This is a genomic window from Curtobacterium sp. ABR8, from assembly GCF_057812125.1.
Map to the genome: position 1 here is coordinate 2,133,133 of NZ_CM173818.1, position 24,483 is coordinate 2,157,615.

At 71.2% G+C, this 24,483-nt stretch carries 24 protein-coding genes; 8 read left to right on the forward strand and 16 right to left on the reverse strand.

Features of this window, described 5'->3' with window-relative positions:
* Positions 1-68 precede the first annotated feature (68 nt).
* Complete coding sequence (dhaL, locus tag ACXKZB_RS10245; RefSeq protein WP_488823041.1) at positions 69-710, forward strand: dihydroxyacetone kinase subunit DhaL; 642 nt, start codon at positions 69-71, stop codon at positions 708-710.
* Positions 707-1,429 (forward strand): dihydroxyacetone kinase phosphoryl donor subunit DhaM, encoded by a 723-nt coding sequence (gene dhaM, locus ACXKZB_RS10250; protein ID WP_488823043.1) that lies wholly within the window; start codon positions 707-709, stop codon positions 1,427-1,429. The genes dhaL and dhaM overlap by 4 nt, the downstream gene beginning before the upstream one ends.
* 24 nt (positions 1,430-1,453) lie before the next feature.
* On the opposite strand, the gene ACXKZB_RS10255 is transcribed toward dhaM, so the two are convergent.
* On the reverse strand, positions 1,454-2,062 hold the full coding sequence (locus tag ACXKZB_RS10255) for a TetR/AcrR family transcriptional regulator (protein ID WP_488823045.1): 609 nt from the start codon (positions 2,060-2,062) through the stop codon (positions 1,454-1,456).
* Positions 2,063-2,117: 55 nt separating this feature from the next.
* Here ACXKZB_RS10255 and ACXKZB_RS10260 point away from each other — a divergent pair, with 55 nt between their 5' ends.
* On the forward strand, positions 2,118-3,338 hold the full coding sequence (locus ACXKZB_RS10260; protein WP_488823047.1) for a beta-ketoacyl-[acyl-carrier-protein] synthase family protein: 1,221 nt from the start codon (positions 2,118-2,120) through the stop codon (positions 3,336-3,338).
* 32 nt (positions 3,339-3,370) lie between these two features.
* Entirely contained in the window at positions 3,371-5,272 is a 1,902-nt protein-coding gene (locus tag ACXKZB_RS10265) for an ABC transporter ATP-binding protein (RefSeq protein WP_488823049.1), read from the forward strand.
* A 69-nt stretch (positions 5,273-5,341) separates the two neighbouring features.
* On the opposite strand, the gene ACXKZB_RS10270 is transcribed toward ACXKZB_RS10265, so the two are convergent.
* The 3 genes from ACXKZB_RS10270 to ACXKZB_RS10280 all read right to left on the reverse strand — a co-directional run bounded on the left by ACXKZB_RS10270 (position 5,342) and on the right by ACXKZB_RS10280 (position 7,702).
* On the reverse strand, positions 5,342-6,166 hold the full coding sequence (locus ACXKZB_RS10270) for an ornithine carbamoyltransferase (RefSeq protein WP_488823051.1): 825 nt from the start codon (positions 6,164-6,166) through the stop codon (positions 5,342-5,344).
* A 62-nt stretch (positions 6,167-6,228) separates the two neighbouring features.
* Positions 6,229-6,807, reverse strand: a complete 579-nt coding sequence (locus ACXKZB_RS10275) for an NADPH-dependent FMN reductase (RefSeq protein ID WP_488823053.1) — start codon at positions 6,805-6,807, stop codon at positions 6,229-6,231.
* 58 nt (positions 6,808-6,865) lie between these two features.
* A complete protein-coding gene (locus ACXKZB_RS10280; RefSeq protein ID WP_488823055.1) occupies positions 6,866-7,702 on the reverse strand; it encodes a helix-turn-helix domain-containing protein in 837 nt (278 codons plus the stop codon).
* A gap of 102 nt (positions 7,703-7,804) precedes the next feature.
* On the opposite strand from ACXKZB_RS10280, the gene ACXKZB_RS10285 reads away from it, so the two are divergent.
* Positions 7,805-8,485, forward strand: a complete 681-nt coding sequence (locus ACXKZB_RS10285; RefSeq protein ID WP_488823057.1) for an SDR family NAD(P)-dependent oxidoreductase — start codon at positions 7,805-7,807, stop codon at positions 8,483-8,485.
* A 34-nt stretch (positions 8,486-8,519) separates the two neighbouring features.
* On the opposite strand, the gene ACXKZB_RS10290 is transcribed toward ACXKZB_RS10285, so the two are convergent.
* Positions 8,520-8,969 (reverse strand): GNAT family N-acetyltransferase, encoded by a 450-nt coding sequence (locus tag ACXKZB_RS10290; RefSeq protein WP_194647780.1) that lies wholly within the window; start codon positions 8,967-8,969, stop codon positions 8,520-8,522.
* Between the two features lie 91 nt (positions 8,970-9,060).
* Here ACXKZB_RS10290 and ACXKZB_RS10295 point away from each other — a divergent pair, with 91 nt between their 5' ends.
* The gene (locus ACXKZB_RS10295; protein ID WP_488823059.1) at positions 9,061-10,092 is read left to right on the forward strand and encodes an alcohol dehydrogenase catalytic domain-containing protein; all 1,032 of its coding nucleotides are present in this window, start codon (positions 9,061-9,063) and stop codon (positions 10,090-10,092) included.
* Positions 10,093-10,291: 199 nt separating this feature from the next.
* Here the strand turns inward: ACXKZB_RS10295 and ACXKZB_RS10300 are convergent, their stop codons facing one another.
* From ACXKZB_RS10300 to ACXKZB_RS10320, 5 genes are all read right to left on the reverse strand, one after another.
* A complete protein-coding gene (locus ACXKZB_RS10300) occupies positions 10,292-10,447 on the reverse strand; it encodes a hypothetical protein (protein WP_185021347.1) in 156 nt (51 codons plus the stop codon).
* Positions 10,448-10,566: 119 nt separating this feature from the next.
* Positions 10,567-10,872, reverse strand: a complete 306-nt coding sequence (locus ACXKZB_RS10305) for a hypothetical protein (protein ID WP_222657729.1) — start codon at positions 10,870-10,872, stop codon at positions 10,567-10,569.
* Positions 10,873-10,992: 120 nt separating this feature from the next.
* Positions 10,993-13,386, reverse strand: coding sequence for an ATP-binding cassette domain-containing protein (locus ACXKZB_RS10310; protein ID WP_488823062.1), 2,394 nt, complete (start codon positions 13,384-13,386; stop codon positions 10,993-10,995).
* A gap of 396 nt (positions 13,387-13,782) precedes the next feature.
* A complete protein-coding gene (locus tag ACXKZB_RS10315) occupies positions 13,783-14,238 on the reverse strand; it encodes an NUDIX hydrolase (RefSeq protein WP_488823064.1) in 456 nt (151 codons plus the stop codon).
* Between the two features lie 10 nt (positions 14,239-14,248).
* Positions 14,249-15,010, reverse strand: a complete 762-nt coding sequence (locus tag ACXKZB_RS10320; protein ID WP_123312601.1) for an SDR family oxidoreductase — start codon at positions 15,008-15,010, stop codon at positions 14,249-14,251.
* A gap of 156 nt (positions 15,011-15,166) precedes the next feature.
* Between ACXKZB_RS10320 and ACXKZB_RS10325 the strand changes: the two genes are divergently transcribed.
* Complete coding sequence (locus ACXKZB_RS10325) at positions 15,167-15,640, forward strand: NfeD family protein (RefSeq protein WP_235035827.1); 474 nt, start codon at positions 15,167-15,169, stop codon at positions 15,638-15,640.
* A complete protein-coding gene (locus ACXKZB_RS10330) occupies positions 15,637-16,863 on the forward strand; it encodes an SPFH domain-containing protein (RefSeq protein ID WP_488823067.1) in 1,227 nt (408 codons plus the stop codon). The genes ACXKZB_RS10325 and ACXKZB_RS10330 overlap by 4 nt, the downstream gene beginning before the upstream one ends.
* Before the next feature lie 73 nt (positions 16,864-16,936).
* On the opposite strand, the gene ACXKZB_RS10335 is transcribed toward ACXKZB_RS10330, so the two are convergent.
* The 6 genes from ACXKZB_RS10335 to ACXKZB_RS10360 all read right to left on the reverse strand — a co-directional run bounded on the left by ACXKZB_RS10335 (position 16,937) and on the right by ACXKZB_RS10360 (position 24,427).
* Positions 16,937-17,287, reverse strand: a complete 351-nt coding sequence (locus ACXKZB_RS10335) for an RNA polymerase-binding protein RbpA (RefSeq protein WP_111084006.1) — start codon at positions 17,285-17,287, stop codon at positions 16,937-16,939.
* A gap of 145 nt (positions 17,288-17,432) precedes the next feature.
* On the reverse strand, positions 17,433-18,995 hold the full coding sequence (gene lnt, locus ACXKZB_RS10340) for an apolipoprotein N-acyltransferase (protein WP_488823070.1): 1,563 nt from the start codon (positions 18,993-18,995) through the stop codon (positions 17,433-17,435).
* A 41-nt stretch (positions 18,996-19,036) separates the two neighbouring features.
* Positions 19,037-21,478, reverse strand: a complete 2,442-nt coding sequence (locus ACXKZB_RS10345) for a DEAD/DEAH box helicase (RefSeq protein WP_396288457.1) — start codon at positions 21,476-21,478, stop codon at positions 19,037-19,039.
* Positions 21,475-22,227, reverse strand: coding sequence for a twin-arginine translocase subunit TatC (gene tatC / locus ACXKZB_RS10350; RefSeq protein ID WP_123312597.1), 753 nt, complete (start codon positions 22,225-22,227; stop codon positions 21,475-21,477). The genes ACXKZB_RS10345 and tatC overlap by 4 nt, the downstream gene beginning before the upstream one ends.
* A 204-nt stretch (positions 22,228-22,431) precedes the next feature.
* Complete coding sequence (locus tag ACXKZB_RS10355) at positions 22,432-23,403, reverse strand: helix-turn-helix transcriptional regulator (RefSeq protein ID WP_111084002.1); 972 nt, start codon at positions 23,401-23,403, stop codon at positions 22,432-22,434.
* Complete coding sequence (locus tag ACXKZB_RS10360; protein WP_222657734.1) at positions 23,396-24,427, reverse strand: helix-turn-helix transcriptional regulator; 1,032 nt, start codon at positions 24,425-24,427, stop codon at positions 23,396-23,398. Before ACXKZB_RS10360 ends, ACXKZB_RS10355 begins: the two co-directional genes overlap by 8 nt.
* Positions 24,428-24,483 lie beyond the last annotated feature (56 nt).

Below are 24,483 nucleotides of genomic sequence, written 5' to 3' on the forward strand. Positions count from 1 at the left end.
GGATCCGACCGCTCGACCACCGACCACGACACCGAGCCCACCGGGCCGGACACACGAAGGGAACCGCATTGGCGCTCGACACCGCATGGGCCATCGACTGGGTCCGTCGCACCGCCGCGACGATCGACGAACACCGGGCCGAGCTCGTCACGCTCGACCGGGAGATCGGTGACGGCGACCACGGCGAGAACCTCGACCGCGGCTTCCGCGCCGTGCTCGAGGCCGTCGACGGCGGCTCGTTCGACACGCCCGGCGCCGTGCTGAAGACGGTCGCGACCAAGCTCATCTCGACCGTCGGCGGCGCCGCCGGTCCGCTGTTCGGCACCGCGTACCTGAAGGCAGCCCAGGCGGCCGGCGACGCGTCCGAGCTCGACGCCGACACGCTCGTCGTCGTGCTCGCCGCGGCCCGTGACGGCGTGGTCTCACGCGGCAAGGCCGCGGTCGGCGACAAGACGATGGTGGACGCATGGGGCCCGGCGGTCGACGCCGCCACCGCCGCAGCGGCAGCCGGTGCCGACCCGGCAGCCGTGCTCGCCGCCGCGGCCGACGCCGCCGCCTCGGGCGCCGAGGCCACCGAACCGCTCGTCGCCCACAAGGGTCGTGCGAGCTACCTCGGCGAACGCGCCGTCGGGCACCGTGATCCGGGTGCGCAGTCGACGGCGTACATCCTGCGTGCCGCGGTGGAGGCGACGACGGGCGCCGCCGCGTGACCGTCGGCATCCTGATCGTGTCGCACAGCGCCGCGATCGCCACCGGCACGGTCGAGCTCGCCCGCCAGATGGCGGCGGACGTACCGCTCGTCGCTGCCGGCGGGACCGACGACGGCGGCATCGGGACCTCGTTCGAGGCGATCACCGCCGGCATCGAGGAGCTCTCCGACGCCGACGCCGTCGTGGTCCTGTGCGACCTCGGTTCTGCCTACCTGACCACCGACACGGCGCTCGACTTCCTCGACGACGACGTCCGCGCACGCGTGCACGTCTCCCAGGCTCCCCTCGTCGAGGGCGCGGTCGCCGCGGCCGTCGCGGCCCAGACGGGTGGTGACGCCGAGGCGGTGCTCGCTGCTGCGGCATCCGCCGCAGGGTCCGCGGACGACGCGAGCAGCGCCTCCCGTCCGTCCGGTGACCAGCCGGGAGGCACGGGGCCGGGTGACGGGGCCGGCAGCGTCGACGACGTGGCCGCGTCCGAGAGCGTCGAACTGGTCAACGAGACCGGCCTGCACGCCCGCCCCGCGGCGGAGTTCGTCAAGACGGCGGCCAGGTACGACGCAGCGGTGCGCGTGAACGGCGTGGACGCGAAGAGCCTGCTGGCGATCATGGCGCTCGCGCTGCCGAAGGGTGCGACCGTGTCGATCGAGGCGACCGGTGCTGACGCGCAGGCCGCGGTGGACGCGCTCGCGGAACTGGTGCGGAGCGGCTTCGGCGAGTAGGCGTCGCCGCTCGTCTTCCCGCGTTCAGCGGATGGACACCGTCCCTGCGAGGTCGAGGTCCGAGGGCCCGCCGGTGACGCCCGCGTCGGCGAGGAGCGTGGCGCCGAAGACCGCGCTCCAGAACGTCCGGGCATCGCGGCCGACGCCGCTCGGACTCGTCCAGCCGTGCTCGGCGACGACGCGCTCGAGGTAGCGCTCCGACTGACGGAACAGGACCGCGAGCAGGAGACGCACGCGCTCGCGCTGGGCGTCGTCGTCTCCAGCGGCGGCCAGCGCGCGCACGACGAGCGGCGTCGACGGCATCGCGAGCGCCGTGCGCGCGAGCACCTGGCGGAACGCGTCGGCGGACCCGGCGCGCCGACCGGCGGCCTGCAGGCGTGTGGTGTCGCGGAGGAAGAGTGCGAAGGCGGCGTCGAGGACGAGGCGGTCCTTCGAGCCGTAGTGGTGCGTGATCTGGTTCGGGTAGACCCCGGCCGCACGGGCGATCTCGCTGACGGTGACGGCGTGGCGTGCGGTGCTCCCTCCGCCCGCGTCACCGGCTGCCCCTGCACTGAGGAGTCCGGCGGTCGCTGCGAGGATCCTCGCCCGGGTCGCTGCGCCGCGGGTCGTCCCGGCGCCGTCGGTGGTTGCCATCTCTGGATTGTACGTGGTACAACTCAACTTGTTCAACATACAAGAAGGAGCACTCGTGGACATCTCCATCACCGGCTACGGCGCGGTCACCCCGTTCGGCCACGGCGTCGCGCCGCTGTGGGACGCCCTGGTCGCCGGGCGCTCCGGTGTGCACGAGCTGCACCGCGACGGACAGTTCTGGGATCGGGTGCCGATCATGGTCGGTGCCGACGCGGCGCTCGACGCCGAGGCCGTACTCGGTCGCGTCCGGGCGAACCGACTCGACCGCAGTCAGCAGCTCGCCCTCGTCGCCGCCGCCGAGGCCTGGGCCGACGCCGGCGCTCCCGCCGTCGCGGGCGACCGCCTGGCCGTCGTCGTCGGGACCGGCATCGGGGGAGTGGAGACGCTGCTCGACGCGCACGACGTGCTCGGTGCCTCGGGTGCCCGCCGGGTGTCGCCCCGGACCGTCCCGATGCTCATGGCCAACGGGGCCGCGGCGCAGATCAGCATCGAGTACGGCGCCCGTGCCGGCGCCTACACGACCGTCTCGGCGTGCGCGTCCGGCGCCGAGGCGATCGCGATCGCAGCGCGCCTCGTCGTCACGGGGGAGGCCGACGTCGTCATCGCCGGCGGCACCGAAGCTGCGGTCACCCCGGTGACCTTGGCCTCGTTCGCGCAGTCCCAGGCCCTCGCGAAGCCCGACGGCGGCGACCCCGCCACGCTGTCACGACCGTTCGACGCCGACCGCCGCGGGTTCGTGCTCGGCGAGGGCGCCGGGTTCGTCGTCCTCGAGCGGGCCTCGCACGCCGCCGCCCGCGCACAGCGGTCGCACGGCACGCTCGCCGGGTGGGGAATCACGTCGGACGCCTTCCACATCACCGCCCCGCTCGGGGACGGCAGCGAGCAGGAGCGCGCGATGACGGCGGCGATCCGGATGGCCGGGCTCACCGGGACGGACATCGACCACGTCAACGCGCACGCCACCGGGACCCCGGTCGGCGACGTCGGTGAGGCTGCGGCCATCGCTCGTGCAGTGGGCAGCGGCGCGATCGTGACGGCGCCGAAGAGCGCGATCGGGCACATGTTCGGTGCGGCAGGAGCGGTCGAGGCGATCCTGACGATCCGGGCGCTCGAGACCGGGATCGTGCCGCCGACGCTGAACCTGGAACACCAGGACCCGGCGATCGACCTGGACGTGGTGGCGGGGGCAGCCCGGACGGCGACCGTGCGGGCCGCGCTGAACAACTCGTTCGGGTTCGGTGGACAGAACGCGTCGTTGGTGTTCACCGCGGTCTGAGGGGGCACGGGGACCGACGTATCCTGACTGCCATGAGCATGGAAGGCGTGGCCTGGAGCTCGCTGTACAAGATCTCCACCGCCAAGGACGGCAAGCACGGCATCTCACGCGAGTCCGTGCGGCGGATCATGACGTTCGCCGTGCCCTACCGGGCCAAGCTGGTGGTCTTCATCGCGCTCTCCGTCGTGGGCGCGGTCCTCGCGGTCGCGACACCGGTCCTCGCCGGCCGGGTGGTCGACGTCATCGTCGCTCGGGGCGCGCTCAGCACGATCGTCTGGCTCGCGGTCGTCATCGCCCTGGTCGCCGTGGGCGACGCGGCCGTGTCACTCGCGACGCGCTGGTTCTCGGCACGGATCGGCGAGGGCGTCATCCTCGACCTCCGCACCGCCGTCTTCAACCACGTGCAGAAGATGCCGATCGCCTTCTTCACGCGCACGCGGACCGGCGCACTCGTCAGCCGCCTCAACAACGACGTGATCGGCGCGCAGCAGGCCTTCAGCGGCACGCTGTCCGGCGTGGTCACGAACCTCGTGGCGCTGATCCTCACCCTGACCGTCATGCTCAGCACGTCCTGGCTCGTGACGGTCCTGGCGATCGTGATGCTCCCGGTCTTCCTCGTCCCCGCGCGCCGCATGGGCAGCCGCCTCGCCGCGCTGCGTCGCGAAGCCGCCGACCACAACGCTGCGATGAGCACGCAGATGACCGAGCGCTTCTCCGCGCCCGGCGCCACACTCGTGAAGCTGTTCGGCCGCCCCGAGGAGGAGGCCGAGGAGTTCCGGGTGCGCGCCGCCCGCGTCCGCGACATCGGGGTGCGGAGTGCCCTGCTGCAGTTCGTCTTCGTCACCGCCCTCACCCTGGTCTCCGCCCTCGCCCTCGCGCTCGTCTACGGGGTCGGCGGTGCCCTCGCACTCGGTGGCCAGCTGAACACCGGCGACGTGGTGACGCTGGCCCTCCTGCTCACCCGCCTGTACGCGCCGCTGACCAGCCTCGCGAACGCCCGGGTGGAGATCATGAGCGCCGTGGTCAGCTTCGAGCGCGTCTTCGAGGTCCTCGACCTCGAGCCGCTCATCCAGGAGAAGCCCGACGCCGCCACCGTCCCCGACGGCCCGGTGGCGGTCGAGTTCGACGACGTCCGCTTCGCCTACCCGTCCGCCGACAAGGTGTCCCTGGCTTCGCTCGAGGAGGTCTCCACACTGGACACCCGCGGTGGTGACGAGGTGCTGCACGGTGTCTCCTTCCGGATCGAGCCAGGGCAGACCGTCGCGCTCGTCGGGACCTCCGGTGCCGGCAAGTCCACGATCGCGCAGCTCCTCTCCCGTCTGTACGACGTCGACAGCGGCGCCGTCCGCCTGGCCGGGGCGGACGTCCGAGACGTCACGTTCGCGTCGATGCGGCACACCATGGGCATGGTCACCCAGGACGGCCACCTGTTCCACGAGACCATCCGGTCCAACCTGCGGCTCGCGCGGCCCGAAGCGACCGAGGACGAGGTCTGGGACGCCGTCCGCCGTGCGCGGCTCGAACCGCTCATCCGGTCCCTGCCGGACCAGCTGGACACCATGGTCGGGGAGCGTGGCTACCGGCTGTCCGGGGGCGAGCGTCAGCGGATGACCATCGCGAGACTGCTGCTCGCCCAGCCGCGCGTCGTCATCCTCGACGAGGCCACCGCGGCGCTGGACTCGACGTCCGAAGCCGCCGTGCAGGCAGCGCTCAGCGAGGCGCTCGAGGGGCGGACGGCGATGGTGATCGCGCACCGGCTCTCCACCATCCGGAGCGCGGACCTCATCCTCGTGGTCGAGGACGGCTCGATCGTGGAGCGCGGCACGCACGAGGAGCTGCTGGCCGTGGGCGGGCGGTACGAGGAGCTGCACCGGACCCAGTTCGCCGTGCAGAAGGACGTCGCGGCGGACGAGGAAGCGCTGAGCGGGAGCTAGTCCGCCGTCTGCGGTGCCGCCACCCGCAGCACGGGGCTCACGGGGCCCCTGGCCGATCGGCACGTTCCGTCATCCGAGGCCGAGGCAGAACGACATGACGGCCTGCTGCACCGGGAGGAGCGCGGCCTTGAAGTCGTGTCCGACGAACGCGGGGTGTTCCACCGCGTCGACGCTCACCTCACGGCCGCGCACGAACGGCGGACACGGGGCGAAGCGAGCTCCCGCGGGGGCGAGGTCGAGCAGCGCCGCCGTGATCCGGTACGGCTCGAGGGCCCCGGCGTGCGGACCGGGTCCGTCCGTGAGGATCACGTCCGCCGACCGTACAGCGGCCTCGAGGTCGTCGGTCCACCCGGCTCCCGGGGTCGCGAGTTCGGGCGGGCAGCACTGGACCAGGTCGAGCTGCAGGACGCGAGCGGCTTCCTGCCATGCCCTGGCGATGTTGCCGTCAGCCCCCACGAAGAGGAAGCGGAGCGACGTGATGTCCCCCCGCTGCTGCTGCAGGGCGTACAGGTCGGACAGCACCTCGCACGGGTGGTTGTCGTCCGTCATCGCGTTCACGACGGGTACCGCACGAGCCGCCGCCAGCGCCGCGACCACGGCGAGGTCCTGATGGCGCACCACCACGATGTCGACCCAGTTGTCGAGGTACCGGGCGACGTCTGCCAGCGCTTCCGGCTTGTCGAGCGTCGTGTCCGGGAACACGATCGGTTCGAGCCCCATCGACGAAGCGCCCCGCTCGAAGGTCACCCTGGTGCGCAGACTCGTCGGCGGGAAGAACATCGCCGCGGCCCCCTCCGTGGTGGGACCTCGACCCGCGACGAACGCGTCAGCCAGGTCGAAGACCGCACGGACGTCGGACGGGGACCAGTCATCGAGTTGCACGAGCGAACGCATCCCACCACCGTAGGGACTGTGCGGACCAGGGTCCGTCACCGGACGGTGGAGTAGGTCGGACCTCACACCTCCCAGTCCGATGTGAAGGTCCGGCCGCGGAGCAGACCGGCCAGCTCCGCGTGGACGTCGATGGTCTTGCCCAGTCGGGCGGCGCGATCGGCGTTGAGCGCCGTGCCCTGCCAGTCCCGCTCGGAGACGTAGGCCGTGTACGGGTTGACGACGCACTTGAAGTCGAGCATGAGCGACTGCGCCAGGGCGCCCGTCGCCATGTAGCTGTGGGGGAGGCCCGCAGCGCACACGAAGGTGACGACCTTGTCGAACCACGCTGCGCGACGGCCCTCACCGGTCGCACCGGTGGCTTCGACGAGCGACTTGACGGCGGACGACGGAGCCCAGTTGTAGACCGGGAACGCCAGCACCACGCCGTCCGACTCCTGGATCTCGCGGTGCAGCACCTCGAACGCTCCGCTGCTGAACACCTGGTCGTTGTCGAACGGCGGCAGTGCCACGTGGGCGAGGTCGATGACCGTCGATGCGTGCCCGCCGTCGGTGAGGAGCTGCGCTGACTGCTCGGCGAGGCGGCGGCTCGCACTGGTCGGATCGAGACTGCACGAGATGACCGGGAGGTTCAGCGGGACCATCCGAGAACCGTACCGATCGGCACCTGGGGCGACGAGGCGACCGGAGTCCGTTCCGTGCTCACGGTGCCGGCGTGAACTGCTGGAGGCCGGTGACGCGCAGCAGGTCGAGCTTGGCGGCGTCCTCGGTGCCGGGGACCGCGGTGTAGACGACGATCCGCAGGTCGCCGCCCGGCACGGTCAGCACGTCGCAGTCGATCTCGATCGGCCCGACGGGCGTGTGCACCTGCTTGCGGCTCGCCCGGTGCTCGGCGATGCGACCGGTGTCCCAGCGAAGTTCGAACTCGGGTGACTCCCGGCGGAGCCGCGCGACGAGCTCAGCCAGGTCGCGGTCGGCGGGGTAGCGGCCGGACGCCTGCCGGAGGTCCGCTGCGAGGTCGCTCGAGAACTCCTCCTGGTGCTCGTCGTCCCACTCGACGCCGTCGTGTGCGTGCATGAAGTGCCGCCACACCAGGTTCCGTTCCATCCCGACGTACCGCGAGGGGTCACCGTTCAACGCCGCCCACAGGTCGTTCCACAACACGATGTCATGCGTCGCCGTGAAGACCGCGATCGGGACGTCGCCGAGCCGGTCGACGAGCCGCTGCACTCCGGGTGTGATGTGCCGGGGGACGACCTGCCGCGACGGGGGAGCGACGCCGGCGACCCGGCACAGGTGGTCGCGCTCGGCCGCGGTGAGCCGGAGCGCCGTGGCGAGGGCGCCGAGCAGCTGGGGTGAGGGGTTCAGCGCGCGGCCCTGCTCGAGGCGGACGACGTAGTCGACGCTCACCCCCGCGAGCGCCGCGAGCTCCTCGCGTCGGAGACCCGGGGTCCGCCGGCCGGGCCCGGCTGGCAGGCCGACCTCTTCGGGACGGACCCGGTCGCGCCAGGAACGCAACACACTCGCGAACTCGCTCATGTCCACCATCCTCGCCCCGCGCCTCCTGTCCTTCCTGGTACTGGTGGTCCCACCGTCGCACGGTGCCTGGGGGAGTCAGCCGCAGGGGCGGAGAGTGGGGGCATGACAACGACACTCATCACCGGCGCCAACCGCAGCCTCGGGCTCGAGACCGTCCGCCGCCTGGTCGACGCGGGCCACACCGTGTACGCCGGCATGCGCGACCCCGCCTCGGGCGACGAAGCGCGGTCGCTCGGCGCCCACGTCGTCCAGTTCGACGTGACCGACCAGGACAGCATCGACGCCGCGATCGCCACCATCCCCGCCCTCGACGTGCTCGTGAACAACGCCGGCATCCTCGGGACGTCGTTCGGCGTCGACGACCTCGACGCCGCGGCCATGTCGGCGGTGCTCGACACCAACGTCACCGGCATCGTCCGGGTCACGCAGGCGGCGCTCCCGCTGCTGCGGGCATCTGACAACCCGGTGATCGTGAACGTCGCCTCGGGCGTCGGGTTCGCCCGGTGGCTGTCGACCCCCGGCCACGACGAGTACCCGGTGCCAGCTGTGCCCTACGCCGCGTCGAAGGCCGCGGTGATCGCGTTGACCGTGCAGTACGCGAAGAACCTGCCGGAGTTCCGGATCAACGTCAGCGACCCCGGGTACACCGCCACCGAGTTCAACGGCTTCGGCGGGCACCAGACGATCACCGAGGGCACCGACGCGACCGTCGCGCTCGCCACGGTCGGGCCGGACGGGCCCACGGGGGAGTTCCACAACCGGGACGGCCGCATCGAGTACTGACGCTCGCTGGGCGCGGACGGTCGCGGTGTCCGCTTCAGTCGTGCACATCGGCACCGAACCCCGGCCCGGGGCGCATCATCCAGCCCTCCGGGTCGGGGAGCGGACGGAACCCGAACCGTTCGTACAGGCCGTGGGCGTCGGCGGTGAAGAGCGCGAACCGCTTGAGGCCGAGCGGCTCGATCGCCTCGGTCACGCCCTGCACGAGGGCGACGCCGACACCGCGGCCACGAGCGTCGGGATCGACGAACACGTCGGCCAGCCAGCCGAACGTCACCCCGTCGGTGATCACCCGGGCGTACCCGAGCTGCGCACCCGTGGCGGTGTCGTACACGCCGAAGTTGCGGGACCCGGCGATGATCGCGTCCTGGGTGGCTCGACTGCGACCCCGTGCCCAGTAGGACTCCTCGCTGAGCCAGCGGTGCACGCGGTCGACGTCGAGGTCGGCGGGGTCGGCGGAGAAGTGCAGTGCGGTCGGTTCGTCCATCGCACCAGTGAACCGGCGGTCGCCCGCGGCGGGCAACGGCCAATCCGTCGTCTGTGGACAACACGACAGCACCGTCTGGGACGATGGCGGGATGCGCGCAGTCCAGTACGACCACTTCGGATCCGCCCCGTCGATCGTCGACCTGCCCGATCCCGTGGCGCCGGACCACGGGGTCGTCGTCCGGGTCGCCGCCACCGGGGTGTGCCGCAGTGACTGGCACGCCTGGAAGGGGCACGACGACTCCGTCTCGCTGCCGCACGTCCCCGGGCACGAGTTCGCCGGTGTCGTCACGGCCGTCGGGTCGTCGGTGACCCGCGTCTCGGTCGGTGACCGTGTGACCGCACCCTTCGTGTTCGCCTGCGGGACGTGCCCAGAGTGCGCCGACGGCGCCACCCAGGTGTGCACGCGTCAGCAGCAACCGGGGTTCACCCTGCCCGGGTCCTACGCCGAGTCGGTCGTCATCCCGCACGCGGACGTCAACGTGGTCGCACTGCCCGACGCCGTGGGGTTCGCGGAGGCCGCGGCACTCGGTTGCCGGTTCGGCACGGCGTACCACGCCCTGCACGCCCGAGGTCGGGTCACGGCAGGGGAGTGGGTGGTCGTGTTCGGCTGCGGAGGCGTCGGCCTGTCGACGATCATCGTCGCGGTCGCTGCGGGCGCCCGGGTGATCGCGGTGGACGTCTCACCGGCGGCGCTCGAACGTGCCGCGGCACTCGGCGCAGTCCCGCTGCCGATGGACGCGGAGGCCGTCGCAGCGATCCGCGCCCGGACCGACGGCGGAGCACACGTCTCGGTGGACGCGTTCGGCAGCCGCGCGACGTCCGTCGCAGCGGTGGCGTCCCTGCGCCCGCGGGGCCGTCACGTGCAGGTCGGCCTGCTGCTCGACGACGAAGCCGAACCGGCCATCCCGATGGGGCGTGTGATCGCCGACGAGCTCGAACTGCTCGGCAGCCACGGGATCTCGGTCGGGGAGTACGCCGCCATGCTCGCCGAGGTCGTCACGGGCACGCTGCGTCCGGACGAATCGATCGGCCGGACCATCGGCTTCGACGACCTGCCGGACGCCATCGTGGCGATGGACCGTCCAGCCACGTCGGCAGGGATGACGGTGGCGGTCTTCTGATCGACGTCGCACTCGTTCGACGTCACACCCGACGTGCGGAGAGCGTATGGAGGTCACTTCGCGACACCTGAGTTGACATAATATGCATTATCGGCGCGTACCGAACAAGCGGAGCGAGGACTCGTGAGCAGAAAAGGTCGGGTCCCCGTTCGGGATCCGACCTCTTCTGCTCACGGAACGACATCGTCCGGAGACGACCTCAGTCCGCCGACTCGTGCGGGACGTCGTCCTTGTCGATCTCGAGCGCGGCCGACTCGTCGCCCTGTTCGTGCAGGTCGGCCTGGTCGGTGTCCGGCTGCTCCGGCGTCTCGCTCTGGGTGGTCTCTTCGGCTGGGTCGGGCTGGCTGTAGCTCATGCGCCGGACGGTACGCCGACCGCGCTGAGGGCGCACGCGGAGACACGCGGATCACCCGTGGACAGACGGGAGGCGCGTGGCGATGCCGCCACGCGCCTCCCGTCCGCAGTCGACTGTGCTCAGTTCGTCACTGCCGGCACGACGATGGCCAGCGCGATGATGATGAAGACGATCGAGAGCACGAGGCCGATCACGCTCAGGATGATCGCGGCGAGCACCATGCCGCGGGTACCGACACCGCGACGACGCGCGACGATGCCGAGGATGAGGCCGATGATGCTGGCGATGAGGCCGATCCACACGAAGAGGAACGAGAAGACGACCCCGACGATGCCGAGGACGAGCGCGCCGATGGCGAGGCCGTTGCCACCGCTCGTGGCGGGCGCCGAACCGTTCTGAGCGGGCGGGTATCCGTTCGTGGACATTGGGGCTCCTTCTGGTCAGGACGCCGATCCAGGCCGGGCAGCCGATCGTGAGCGTCGATCAGACGCTATCCGAACGGCACCGGCAACGTTCAGGTTCCGTCGGCGAACCTGTCCCCTGCCTCAGGCACCGACGTAGGCGGCGAGGTGCTGTCCGGTCAGGGTCGAGCGGGCTGCGACGAGCTCGGCGGGTGTCCCCTCGAACACGATCCGACCGCCGTCGTGCCCCGCGCCGGGTCCGAGGTCGATGATCCAGTCCGCATGGGCCATCACCGCCTGGTGGTGCTCGATCACCACGACGGTCTTGCCCGAGTCGACGAGGCGGTCGAGCAGACCGAGGAGCTGGGCGACATCCGCCAGGTGCAGTCCGGTCGTCGGTTCGTCGAGGACCACGATGCCGCCCGGTTCACCGAGGTGCGTCGCGAGCTTGAGCCGCTGACGCTCCCCGCCGGACAGCGTCGTCAGCGGCTGCCCGATCGTCAGGTACCCGAGACCGACGTCGGCCAGACGCGACAGGATCGTGTGCGCCGCTGGGAGCTTCGCGGGGCCGTCGGAGAAGAACGCCACGGCATCGGTGACGGACATGCCCAGCACCTGGCTGATGTCCTTGCCGCCGAGGTGGTAGCCGAGCACCGACTGGTCGAACCGCTTGCCGTCGCACTCCATGCACGGGGTGGCGATGCCCGCCATCATCCCCAGGTCGGTGTAGACGACGCCGGCGCCGTTGCACGCGGGGCACGCGCCCTCGGAGTTCGCACTGAACAGCGCGGGCTTGACGCCGTTGGCCTTCGCGAACGCCTTGCGGATGGGCTCGAGCAGCCCGGTGTACGTGGCCGGGTTGCTGCGCCGGGATCCGCGGATGCCGCTCTGGTCGATGGCGACGACACCGTCGCGCTGCGCGAGCGACCCGTGGATGAGCGTGCTCTTGCCGGACCCGGCGACGCCCGTCACGACGGTGAGCACCCCGGTGGGGACGTCCACGTCGACGTCGTCCAGGTTGTGGGCCGAGGCACCGCGGATCGCGATCGCCCCGTCGGACCGGCGGACGTCGGCCTTCACCGAGACGCGGTCGTCGAGGTGCCGACCGGTGATGGTCCCGCTCCCCCGCAACCCGTCGACGGGTCCCTGGTAGCAGAGCGTCCCCCCGCCGGAGCCAGCGCCCGGGCCGAGGTCGACGACGTGGTCGGCGATCGCGATCACCTCGGGCTTGTGCTCGACCACCAGCACGGTGTTGCCCTTGTCGCGCAGCCGCAGCAGCAGGCCGTTCATCCGCTCGATGTCGTGCGGGTGCAGGCCGGTGCTCGGTTCGTCGAAGACGTAGGTCACGTCGCTGAGCGACGACCCGAGGTGCTTCACCATCTTGACCCGCTGCCCCTCTCCCCCGGACAGCGTGCCGGTGGGACGGTCGAGCGAGAGGTAGCCGAGACCGATCTCGACGAACGACTCGAGCAGGTCGCGGAGGCCGTCGAGCAGCGGCGCGACACCCGGATCGTCGATCGCCCGCAGCCACGGGACGACGTCGGTGATCTGCATCGAGCAGACGTCGGCGATGCTCTTGCCACCGATCTTCGAGGAGCGAGCGACGTCGTTCAGCCGGGTGCCTCCGCACGCCGGGCACGTCGTGAACGTCACCGCGCGGTCCACGAAGGCGCGGATGTGCGGCTGCATCGCCTCGCGGTCCTTCTGCAGGAACGAGCGCCGCACCCGGGGCACGAGCCCCTCGTACGTCATGTTGATGCCGGCGATCTTCTGCTTGGTGGGCTCGCGGTACAGGAAGTCGGCGCGCTCCTGCTCGGTGAAGTCGCGGATCGGGGTGTCCTTGTCGAAGTACCCGGACTCGGCGTACATGCGGACGTTCCACCCGTCGGTGCCGTAGCCGGGGATCGTGATCGCCCCGTCGCCGAGCGCCTTCGCGTCGTCGAACAGCTGCGTCAGGTCGATGTCGTCCACGAGCCCGCGGCCCTCGCAGTCGGCGCACATGCCGCCGAGTCGGGTGAACGAGACCTTCTCGGCCTTGGCGTCCTTGCCCTTCTGCACCGTGATCGCTCCCCCGGCGGTGACCGTCGCCAGGTTGAACGAGAACGCGTTCGGACCGCCGACGTGCGGGTCGCCCAGACGGCTGAACAGGACCCGCAACATCGCGTTCGCGTCGGTGGCGGTACCGACGGTCGACCGCGGATCGGCGCCGATGCGTTCCTGGTCGACGACGATCGCGGTGGTCAGGCCGTCGAGCAGGTCGACGTCCGGGCGCGCGAGCGACGGCATGAAGCCCTGCACGAAGGCGCTGTACGTCTCGTTGATCATCCGCTGCGACTCGGCGGCGACGGTGCCGAACACGAGCGAGCTCTTGCCGGAGCCGGACACCCCGGTGAACACCGTCAGCCGACGCTTGGGCAGGTCGACGTCGATGCCCCGCAGGTTGTTCGCCCGGGCGCCGCGCACGCGGATGCGGTCGTGGCCGTCGGCGGCGTGCACGCTCAGGCTGGGGACGGCGCCGTCACCGGAACTGATGTGCATGTCGATCAGCGTACCGACGGGTACCGACACCGACAAGGCGCCCCGGCACCCACCAGCAGACCCAGCACCGTGCGCACTTCCTCACCCCGTGCGCGGTTGCGCGCACCGTGCAGCGCCACAAGCGCGCACCGCGCCACCATCCCTGCACCGACCGACGGACGCGGCACCGTGCGGTGGACGCGGCCCACCACCGGACGGGAGGCACGGGTCGGGGCCACACCGCGCCTCCCGTCAGCACCGTGCGCACTTTCTCACCCCGTGCGCACTTTCTCACCCCGTGCACGGTTGCGCGCACCGTGCGGCGCCACAAGCGCGCACCACGCCACCAACCCTGCACCGACCGGCGGACGCGGCACCGTGCACCGCACGCGACCGGACACGGCAGCGGTGAACGGGTCAGGCGGAGGCGAAGCGGCGGACCAGGTCCGGCAGCTCGGCCGGTTCGAAGACCTCGTCGGTGGCGTCGAGCTCGTCGGCCGTCCACCACCGTGACGCCAGGATGTCGACCCGTTCGTCGTCCGTCCACTCGGCGTCCGACAGCTCGAAGCCCGGCGTACGCACGACGTAGAACTCGCTGTGGCCACGGTCGTGGTCGGCGAGGTCCCACTCGACGGTGAAGTCCCACGACCACACCGGCTCACCCGGGTCGTCGATGACGATGCCGGTCTCCTCGCGCAGCTCGCGGATCGCGGCGTCGCGGTGGTCCTCGCCGGGGTCGACCCCGCCACCCGGTGTGATCCACCGGTGCGCGCCGTCCGAGGACGGCGAGTTCGTGTCCATCAGGAACACGCGACCCTCGGGGTCGAGCAGGATGATGCGGGAGGTTCGGCGCAGGCCGGGCTTGGCGGTCACCCGCCCGACGCTAGCCGACGAAGCCGCTGACGTCGCCGACGAGCTTGGTGTGGTCCGCGGGGATCGGCTCGATCGCGGCGAGGGCGATCTCGGCGGCGAACTCCGACACGCTGTAGAGCTTGCCGACCTCTTGCCGGCGGCCCTCGATCGCGCCCGGGTTCAGGCGGTTCAGCAGGGTCGCGGTGATCGTGCCCTCGATCATGTCGCCCGAGACGACGACGAACTCGATGCCGGCGGCCTCGAGCTGCGGGATGAGCTCACGGAGGGCGAGTTCGCCGGCGCGCTTGCTCTTCGCGACGGGGACGTACTCGTCCATCGTCTCGGCGGTCTCGACGAAGTGGGCCTGATGGCTCGTGACGAACACGACGCGGGAGCCGGCGGGCATGTGCGGCACGGCGGTCTGGAGCATGTCGACCTGGGCGTCGCGGTTCAGGCGGAGCGCGTAGTCCTCGCCGAGGCCGGACTCCATGCCGCCCGAGGCGTTCAGGACCAGCAGGTCGATGCCGCCCCACTCCTGCACGACGGTGTCGACGAGTGCCTGCACGGACTCGTGGTCGGTCAGGTCCGCGCCGACGGCCAGGGCGGAGCCGCCGGCCGCGACGACCTTCTCGGCGATCTGCTCGGCGCGCTTGGCCTTGTTGCGGTAGTTCACGACGACCTTGGCGCCGGCCTCGGCCAGGTACCCGACGGTGTCGGCGCCGATGCCGCGCGACGAGCCGGTCACGACGGCGCGCGTGTCGGTGAGGGATCCGGGGGCGAGGGGGTTGCTCACAGTCGTGTGTTCTCCAGGTCGGGTTCCGGCCGGTCGGCCGCACCGAGCCTACCAATCGCCTGCACGGCCGTCAGACCCTCCTGATATGTTGAACGGAGTTGTACCGGCCGTCGCGACGCTGCGAGCCACGGCGCGCGACCGAGGGAGGGAGATCGCGTGAACGGAATCGATTGGATCCAGACCATCGTCTGGATCGGACTGGTGTTGCTGCTGGGAGTGGTCGAGATCTTCACCCTCGACTTCATCTTCATCATGCTCGCGGCCGGAGCCGCCGGCGGGTTGATCGCCGCACTGCTCGGCGCCCCGTGGTGGCTGTCGGCCATCATCTCGGCCGTGCTCGCGCTCGTGCTGCTCTCGCTCGTCCGACCGCGTCTGCTGCTGATGCTCGGCCGCGGCGCCGACCCGCACCGCACGAACATCGAGGGGCTCATCGGGCTCCCCGGCACCGTCGCCGTCGCGTTCACATCTTCTGCTCCCGGCCAGGTCCGCCTGGCCAACGGCGAGACCTGGAGCGCACGGTTCGCCGTGGGCGCCATCGACCGCACACCGCCACTCGGCACCCCCGTGGTCGTCGAGTCGATCGAGGGGTCGACCGCGGTCGTGCGCCTCGCAGAAAGGGCCACCTCGTGACCATCACACCCGGGACGATCGCACTGCTCGTCCTGATCCTCGTCGTCGTCATCTTCGTGATCGTCGTCCTGGCGAAGGCGATCCGCATCGTCCCGCAGGCCACCGCCGGCATCGTCGAACGCCTCGGCAAGTACCACAAGACGCTCTCGCCGGGCCTGAACCTGCTCGTGCCGTTCATCGACCGTCTGCGTCCCCTGCTCGACATGCGCGAGCAGGTCGTGTCCTTCCCGCCGCAGCCGGTGATCACCGAGGACAACCTCGTGGTCTCCATCGACACCGTGGTCTACTTCCAGGTCACCGACGCCCGTGCGGCGACCTACGAGATCGCGAACTACCTGGGCGCGGTCGAACAGCTCACCACCACCACGCTCCGCAACGTCGTCGGTGGCCTCAACCTCGAAGAGGCCCTGACCAGCCGCGACAACATCAACGGTCAGCTCCGTGTCGTCCTCGACGAGGCGACCGGCAAGTGGGGCATCCGCGTCGGCCGTGTCGAGCTCAAGGCGATCGAGCCGCCCGTGTCCATCCAGGACGCCATGGAGCAGCAGCTCCGTGCCGAGCGGAGCCGTCGTGCCGCGATCCTCCAGGCCGAGGGCACCAAGCAGTCCCAGATCCTCGAGGCCGAGGGGCAGCGGCAGGCCGCCATCCTCGCCGCAGAGGGTGACGCGAAGGCCCAGGTCCTCCGCGCCGAGGGTGAGGCGTCCGCGATCGCCACGGTGTTCGAGGCCATCCACACCGGCGACCCGGACGACAAGCTGCTGTCGTACCAGTACCTGCAGATGCTGCCCAAGATCGCCGAGGGCACCGCGAACAAGCTCTGGATGATCCCGAGCGAGTTCACCGAGGCACTGTCCGGCATCGCGAAGGGCTTCTCGGGCGGACGGAACGGCAGCGCTCCGGTCGCCGGCGCCGGCACGGGTGGGGACTTCCTCTCCCGCATCTCCAAGCTCGCGAACGAGAGCCTGGCGAACACCGCCGCCGCCGACTCGGCCGGCGCATCGATGCCGCGCGCTGACGCCACCGCGGCGGACATCGTCCCCGAGTCCGACCTCGACGCCCGGCTGGCCGAGTCGAACCGGAGCGTCGACGCGCACCTCGCAGCCGCCGACGACGCGACCGCACAGCAGGTCGACGATGCACCGGCGCCGGTCGTCGACACCGCGCAGCACCCGAATGACGAAGCGTCGGGGCACCGCACCAGCGACGGCTCCGGACGGCGCTGACCGGCGCCACGACGAACGACGATGCCCGCCCCGGGGAACCGGGGCGGGCATCGTCGTTCGTCAGGTGGTGGGGTCAGGCACCGCGTCGTGCACGGAGGACCTGCAGGCGCTCCTCGAGGAGCTCCTCGAGTTCCTCGCGCGAGCGACGCTCGAGCAGCATGTCCCAGTGGGTTCGGGGCGCCTTGACGTCCTCTGCTGCGACCTCGACGGGGATGCCGTCGTCACCGAGCAGCCGTCCTTCGCGGCCGGAGCGTGGCTCCGACCAGGTCTGGGGCACGTCTGCGTCAGCGGAGAAGACGATGTCGAAGGTCTCCCCCGAATCGGTCTGGTAGACCGCGCGCTTGCGGTCCGAGAGCTCGACGCCCTCTTCGCTCTGGAGGCTCTGACTCCCGAGCCGCATGCCGCGGAGACTCCGATCAGCCATGTGTGTGCTCCTCTCGCTCGTCTGCCCTCCACAACACTGTCCCACGCGCCGTCGTTCCCGACTGGGCGCATTCACAGTCCGTTCCCAGTGCGTGCCCCTGCTGCACCGGATCACGGCGTCGGGAACACCGGGACCCGGCCGCGGTTCAGGAGCGGTTCCGGCGTCCCCACGGCGCGCAGGCCAGCAGCACGAGGAGCCCACCGAGCGAGAGCACGAGGACGATCGATCCCGACGCCAGCGACGCCGGCGTGGTCGAGGTGCCGAGCGGCACGTCGGTCACCATCGAGGTCGCGGTGTACTCCGGGACCCGGTCGATCGTGCGGCCGGACGGGTCGATGACCTGGGAAGCGCCGACGGTCGAGATGTTGACGAGGGACCGGCCCGTCTCGATCGCCCGCATCCGTGCGATCTCGAGCTGCTGCAGGTTCTCGTCGGTGCCGGAGAAGTCCGCGTTGTTCGTCTGCGCGAGGATCACCTGCGCTCCCCCACGGACCATGTCGCGGGTCAGCCCGTCGTCGACGATGTCGAAGCAGATCGCGATGCCCGCCCGGATCCCCGCCACCGGCAGGACGTTCGGCTTCGTCCCCGGCGTGTAGTCGCGCTGCAGCAGGCCGATCAGCGACGGCGCGAGCTTCGAGAAGAACCAGCGGTCCGGCACGTACTCGCCGAAGGGCACCGGTCGCTTCTTGTCGTAGGACGACTGCCAGCCATCGGCCGTCCACACGAACGAGGTGTTGTGCAGCACCCCGGACGGGGTCTGCGTGATGGCTCCGGCGACCAGCGGCGCACCGACCGAGTCGACGACGGCGTCGAGGGACGAAGCGATCACGGGCTGCTGGCGCGGGTCGAACTCCGCCGAGGCCTCGGGCCAGACGACGAGGTCGACGTCCTTCGCGTCGACGTCCGTCGCCGCGACCTGTGCCGCCAGGACCTCACCCGGCGCAGCACGGTCGAAGTACCCGGCCGGCCCGTTGCCCTGCACGGACTCGACCCGGATGTTGCCGGAGGTCGCGGTCGGCCAGGCCGGCACCGCGAGCACCGCGGCGACGAGCAGACCGGCGGTCGCGACCCGGACCGGCAGCCGCAGGGTCGCGCCCGGTGCCCGCGGGGACACGAGGGCGAGCGACACGACGACCGCCACGCAGTAGACGACCACGAACGTCACGCCGAGCACACCCACGTACGCGGCGAGGTGCGTGAACGGCCCCTGCGACTGCGACAGGCCGACGCGCCCCCAGGCGAAGCCACCGTACGGCCAGCTCCCCGAGAACCACTCGCGTCCGGTCCACAGTGCGGCGACCACGGCCGGGAGGCCCCACACGCGTCCGGCAGTCGAGGGCACCACGCGCGCCACCCACCGGTACGCGAGGGCGATCGCGACGCTGCCGAGGGCGAAGAACGCCGCCTCCAACAACGCCAGTGCGAACCACGGGACGGGGCCCAGGTAGCGCCCGGCCCACGAGATGGCGGGGATCCAGAACGCGGCACCGGCCACGTACCCCACCCACGCGGCCCTGCGGGCGCGCTGGCCCATCACCGCGAGGAGCATGCACGCCAGCGCCGGGAACGCCAGGAACCACCACCCGGGCGACGGGAACGCGAGCGCGAACAGCACCCCGCCGACGACGGCAAGGGGCAGCGCGGTGCCCAGCGGGAGCGCCGCGAACGGGCCGTCCGCGACCGCACCGCGGCCCACGCGCGCGGGCACCCCACGCACACCGGTCTCCGGAACCCGCACCGTGCCTCCCGTCAGACCGCTGCGTAGGCGACGATGCCGCGGCGGACCGCGTCCGTCGCACGTCGGGCGGTCTGGGCGAGGTCGTCGTCGCCAGCGTTCCGGATCTGGTCGAGCAGGTCGATGACCTGCTTCGACCAGCGGACGAAGTCACCGGCGGGCAGGTCGAGCGTGCGGAGGACGTCGTCGAGTGCCGAGCCGGACGCCCAACGGAACATGCCGACCGCCATCGCCGGGGTGGGCGGCAGCGAACCGGCCAGGCGGGCGTCGCGCTCGATGTCGTCGAGGCGCGACCAGATCGTCAGGGTCTCGTCGAGGGCCGGGCGGAACGCACCGCGGGGCAGTGCGTGCTCGGTCCCGGGGGCGTCGTCGCGACGGGGCTGGTAGATGATCGTGGCGGCCATCGCAGCGAGCTGCGCCGGGGTGAGGTCCTTCCAGACCCCCGCCTCGAGACACTCGGCGACGAGCAGGTCGCGGTCGCCGTAGATGCGCTGCAGGCGACGACCCCCGGCGGCCACGGTGGCCTCGCCGTTGCCGGCATCGACCAGGTACCCGAGCTGCAGGAGCACGTCGGTGACCCGGTCGAACGTGGTCGCCACGGCACCGGTGCGGGACCGGATCTGCTGGACCAGCTTGTCGTTGACGCGCTTGAGCTTCCACCAGCGCTCCGCCCAGCGAGCGTGCGCCTCGCGATCGGGGCAGGCGTGGCAGGGGTGACGCTGCATCTGGCGACGGACCGCCGTGATCGCGGCCTGCCGTTCCTGCCGTGCGCCGTGCGAAGCCTCGCGTCCACCGGGCACGTTCGTGCGCTCCAGGTCGGAGAGCTCCCGGCGGAGCGCCGCGTACTCGGTGAAGTCGCCGAGGTGGCACTGCATCGCCTCGCGGTACCCCTCGAGCGATTCCTGCTGCGAGCGGACCTTGCGGGCCAGGTCGACCACGGACCGGTCGGCCTGGAACTGCGCGAACGACGTCTCGAGGACCTCGCGCGTGCGCTGCCGGCCGAACTGGTCGATCAGGTTGACGGCCATGTTGTACGTCGGCTTGAACGACGAGTTCAGCGGGTACGTGCGACGGCTGGCGAGTGAGGCGACGGCCTGCGGGTCGAGCCCGTCGGTCCACTGGATGACCGAGTGTCCCTCGACGTCGATGCCACGGCGCCCGGCTCGACCGGTGAGCTGGGTGTACTCCCCCGGGGTGATCGGGACACGGGCCTCGCCGTTGAACTTCTCGAGCTTCTCGAGCACCACCGTGCGGGCCGGCATGTTCACGCCGAGCGCCAGGGTCTCGGTGGCGAACACGACCTTGAGCAGCTTGCGCTGGAAGAGGTTCTCCACCACTTCCTTGAACGCGGGCAGCATGCCCGCGTGGTGCGCGGCGACCCCGCGCTCGAGCCCCTCGAGGAACTCCCAGTAGCCGAGGACGGCGAGGTCCTCGTCCGGCAGGGTGCGGCAGTGGTACTCCGCGGTCTCGCGGATCTCGTTGCGCTCCGGCACCGTGGTGAGCGACAGTCCGGAGCGCAGGACGTTCCGGACGCCCTGGTCGCACCCGGCGCGGCTGAACACGAAGAAGATCGCGGGCAGCAGCATCCGCTCGTCGAGCATGTGCGCGATGCGCTCGCGGTGCAGCTTCTCGGTGCGCGGCCCACGGCGGTCGTGGTACCCGCCGCGTCCGCGTCCGCCGCGGTGTCCGCCGCCGTGCCGTTCGCTGCGCGATGCACCGCCGACCATGCGGAGCAGCTCCGGGTTGACGCGGTTCGTCGCCGCCGCACCGCTGGAGTCGAACAGGTCGACCATCTTCGACCCGACCAGGACGTGCTGCTCGAGCGGGACCGGGCGGTCCTCGGACACGATGACGTCCGTGTCGCCGCGGACGGTCTGCAGCCAGTCGCCGAACTCCTCGGCGTTGGACACCGTGGCGCTCAGCGAGACGAGCCGGACCTCGGTCGGGAGGTGCAGGATCACTTCTTCCCACACGGCCCCGCGGAAGCGGTCGGCCAGGTAGTGGACCTCGTCGAGGACCACCCAGGCCAGGTCGTCGAGCAGGTCGGAGTCCGCGTAGATCATGTTCCGCAGGACCTCGGTCGTCATCACGACGACGCGGGCCCGCGGGTTCACGTTCGTGTCACCGGTGAGCAGGCCCACCTCGGACTCGCCGTAGACCTCGACCAGCTCGGCGTACTTCTGGTTGCTCAGCGCCTTCATCGGCGTCGTGTAGAACACCTTCGCCGTCGGCTGTCGCATCGCCAGCCAGATCGCGAACTCGGCGACGATCGTCTTGCCGGCACCGGTCGGCGCGGCGACGAGGACGCTGCGGCCCTGGTCGAGCGCGTCACAGGCGGCGAACTGGAACGGGTCGAGGTCGAAGCGCAGGTCGGAGCGGAACAGCTCCAGGTTGCGGGAGCGGTTCCGGACCTTGGCGGCGGCGAAGCGCTCGGCCGCGCTGAGGTCCGCGGTCACAGGCCGTACTCTTCGTCGAGCTTGGCCTGCTTCTTCGCCACCCTGCGGTCGTGCAGCCACGCGACGAAGCACGCTGCGATGTAGAGCACGACCATCGGGACCGCCAGCAGGAACATCGAGATGACGTCGGCGCTCGGGGTGACGATCGCGCAGAAGACCAGGATGCACAGGATCGCGATGCGCCACGACTTGATGATCGCCGACGCCGACAGGACCCCCACGAAGTTCAGCAGGACGATGAACACCGGCAGCACGAAGGCGATGCCGACCGCGACGATGAGCTTGATGACGAAGTCGTAGTAGGCCTTCGCGTCGACGATCGAGGTGTCCTGGCTCGACACGAAGCTGCCGAGGATGCCGACCACGTGGGGCAGGATGTACCACCCGAAGTAGCAGCCGGCGAAGAACAGCGGGATCGCGGTGCCGAGGAAGCCCCACACGTACTGCTTCTCGCGCCGCACCAGGGCGGGCACGATGAACGCCCAGATCTGGTAGAGCCAGACCGGGCTCGAGATGACGATGCCGATCGTGATCGCGATCTGCAGCTTGAGGTCGAACGCCCCCGTGATCATCGGGAAGTTCAGCTCGGCCGTGTGCCCGCCGACCTTGGCGAGCTCGGCCACCGGTTGCCGGAGCGAGTCGAGCACGAACGGGGTGAGGAACCATCCACCGACCGCGGCGATGACCACGGCGAGCACTGCGCGGAACAGGCGGTTGCGCAGCTCGATGAGGTGCTGCCCGAGCGACATGCGGCCTTCGGCGTCGTTGTCCTGGCGCCCTTGCCGCCTCGCTCGCCCGCGCGCGGTCGTCGAAGCCATGGGTCGATCCTACGGGGTGGGAACCGACAGTTCGGCGCGCTCCGTGCGAACGCACATGCAGGAGCGGTCAGACCGGACGGAGAGCCGCCCGGTCCGAGCCAGCGGCGGCGTCAGCCCGCGGCGAGGGCGGCGGCCTCAGCCCGCGGCGAGGGCGGCGGCTGCGAAGTCGCGCACCGCGTCCCGCGCCGCTGGCGGGTCGAGCACCACGGCACGGCCGGGCAGCCCGGCGACGAGCCGGACCACGCCGTCGAAACCGTTCGACGCCGCGAGCCGGATGCGCACGCGCGCCTCGGCGTCGGGGGCGTCGGCGGTGTCGGCGAGGAAGTCGGCCACGAGCGGCAGCGACGACGAGTCGAGCTCCACGGTGACGATGACGTCCTCTGCGGACTGCTGGAACAGCGTGTCCGGGATCACCACCTGGTCGGCCGACTTCTCCACCGCACGGTCGTCGACGCGTGCGCCGGACATCCGGTCGAGGCGGAAGGTCCGGAGCGCCTGCCGGTCGAGGTCCCAGGCGCGCAGGTACCAGTCCGTGTCGATCGACTCGACGCGCAGCGGGTCGACCCGGCGGGTGCCACCCTGGGTGCGCGGGCCGGCGTACTCGAACGACAGCCCACGACCGTCGGCCATCGCGCGACGGATCGTGGCGAGGGCGACGTCGTGCAGGTCCTGTCCGACGGCGACCGTCGAGGCGGCACCGCCGGCACCGCGCGACAGCTTCGCCATGAGCGCGCGGATGGCGTCGCGGTCGGCAGCCTCGGGCAGCGCGGAGAGGTACTGCAACCCCGCGATGAGCGCCGAGGCCTCACGCGCGGACAGCCGGGGCGAGTCGTCGATGGCGACGAGGTTCGTCAGGACGATCATCTCGTTCTGATCGAAGTCGTCCCAGGCGATGTCGAACAGGTCGCCGTGCTGGTACTGCATCGTCTCGCCGGGGACCCCCGACACCGCGATGAGTTCCACGGCGCGACGGATGCGGGCCTCGGGGACGCCGAAGTGGCGTGCGGCCTCGGCCACCGAGACGCGCTCGCGGTCGATCAGGTACGGCACCAGGGCGAGCAGGAACGCGAGTTTGTCCTGCGCCTGCAGGGGCTGGGCGTCAGCCACGGGCGGGCTCCTCTCCGTCGCTGTGGTCCCGCACGAGCGCCCGGAGCCGCTCGACGACCCGCAGCCGCAGGTCCTCCGGCTCGAGCACCCGGACCTCGGGTCCGAACGCGGCGAGCTCCTCGGCCAGGATCTGCGGGTCGACGTGGTGCAGCACGAGTGCGCCGTCGGCGTCGGTCTCGGTGTCTCGGCGCCGGGTGAGCCGTCGCTCGGCGTCCGAACCCGGGGTCACCGCGATGCGCGCCGTGCGGGCGGACCAGATCCGCTCGAGCTCGGCGAGCGTGCGCTCCCCCGCGCCCACCGGTGCGGTGTGCTGCCCGACCTCGTACTGCGTGACGGTCCCGACGATGCGGGACAGCAGGTAGTTCTTGTCCGAGTCCGTGGCGAACTCGTGGGCCGCGAGCATCCAGCGGCCGCCGTGCTGCACGAGGGCGAGCGGGGCGACCTCGCGACGACGGGCCTCGTGCTGCCCGGGGGTGATGTAGTCGAACCGGACGGCGGCACCGCGGTCGAGGGCGGAGCGGAGCGGCTCGAACGCCGCGTCACGTGCCCGGAGCCGCGGGGCGTACGCGTCGACGCCGAGCTGGAGTGCGCCGTCGTCGTCTTCCGAGCCCGCGGACCGGACCTTGAGCAGCCCTCGGCGCGAGTCGGCCGACAGGGCTCCTTCGCGCCAGGCCATGGCGGCCAGCGACAGCAGCGCCGATTCGTCCGGGGTGAAGCGGACGTCGACGGGGAGGTCGTACTCGCCCTTCGGGATCCGGTAGCGCAGCGTCTGGTTGTTGCCGGCGGCGCCAGGTGTCTCGATGGTCTCGAGCGGGATGCCGAGCTCGCGGACGTCGTCCTTGTCACGCTCGAACTGCCGCTCGAGCGAGGCGTTGTCCCCGCCCGGCGTGAACCGCTGACGGTAGCCCTGCACGTTGGTCAGGATCTCCGCCTTGGTCAGTCCGGACTCCGTCGAGAGCAGCGCGAGCACGAGGCTGAACAGCCGCTCCTCTGCGGGCACACGGGGCACACGGGTCGCTGGCACGAGCCGATCCTACGGCAGCGCGGGTGCACCGGAGTGCACCCGCGCCGCGGTCGGTG

Excerpts from the sequence above, each read along its gene's own strand:
- ACXKZB_RS10255 (WP_488823045.1), bottom strand. The coding sequence starts at position 2,062 with ATGGCAACCACCGACGGCGCCGGGACGACCCGCGGCGCAGCGACCCGG.
- ACXKZB_RS10265 (WP_488823049.1), top strand. The coding sequence starts at position 3,371 with ATGAGCATGGAAGGCGTGGCCTGGAGCTCGCTGTACAAGATCTCCACC.
- ACXKZB_RS10270 (WP_488823051.1), bottom strand. The coding sequence starts at position 6,166 with ATGCGTTCGCTCGTGCAACTCGATGACTGGTCCCCGTCCGACGTCCGT.
- ACXKZB_RS10275 (WP_488823053.1), bottom strand. The coding sequence starts at position 6,807 with ATGGTCCCGCTGAACCTCCCGGTCATCTCGTGCAGTCTCGATCCGACC.
- ACXKZB_RS10280 (WP_488823055.1), bottom strand. The coding sequence starts at position 7,702 with ATGAGCGAGTTCGCGAGTGTGTTGCGTTCCTGGCGCGACCGGGTCCGT.
- ACXKZB_RS10285 (WP_488823057.1), top strand. The coding sequence starts at position 7,805 with ATGACAACGACACTCATCACCGGCGCCAACCGCAGCCTCGGGCTCGAG.
- ACXKZB_RS10290 (WP_194647780.1), bottom strand. The coding sequence starts at position 8,969 with ATGGACGAACCGACCGCACTGCACTTCTCCGCCGACCCCGCCGACCTC.
- ACXKZB_RS10295 (WP_488823059.1), top strand. The coding sequence starts at position 9,061 with ATGCGCGCAGTCCAGTACGACCACTTCGGATCCGCCCCGTCGATCGTC.
- ACXKZB_RS10300 (WP_185021347.1), bottom strand. The coding sequence starts at position 10,447 with ATGAGCTACAGCCAGCCCGACCCAGCCGAAGAGACCACCCAGAGCGAG.
- ACXKZB_RS10305 (WP_222657729.1), bottom strand. The coding sequence starts at position 10,872 with ATGTCCACGAACGGATACCCGCCCGCTCAGAACGGTTCGGCGCCCGCC.
- ACXKZB_RS10310 (WP_488823062.1), bottom strand. The coding sequence starts at position 13,386 with ATGCACATCAGTTCCGGTGACGGCGCCGTCCCCAGCCTGAGCGTGCAC.
- ACXKZB_RS10335 (WP_111084006.1), bottom strand. The coding sequence starts at position 17,287 with ATGGCTGATCGGAGTCTCCGCGGCATGCGGCTCGGGAGTCAGAGCCTC.
- tatC (WP_123312597.1), bottom strand. The coding sequence starts at position 22,227 with ATGTCGCTCGGGCAGCACCTCATCGAGCTGCGCAACCGCCTGTTCCGC.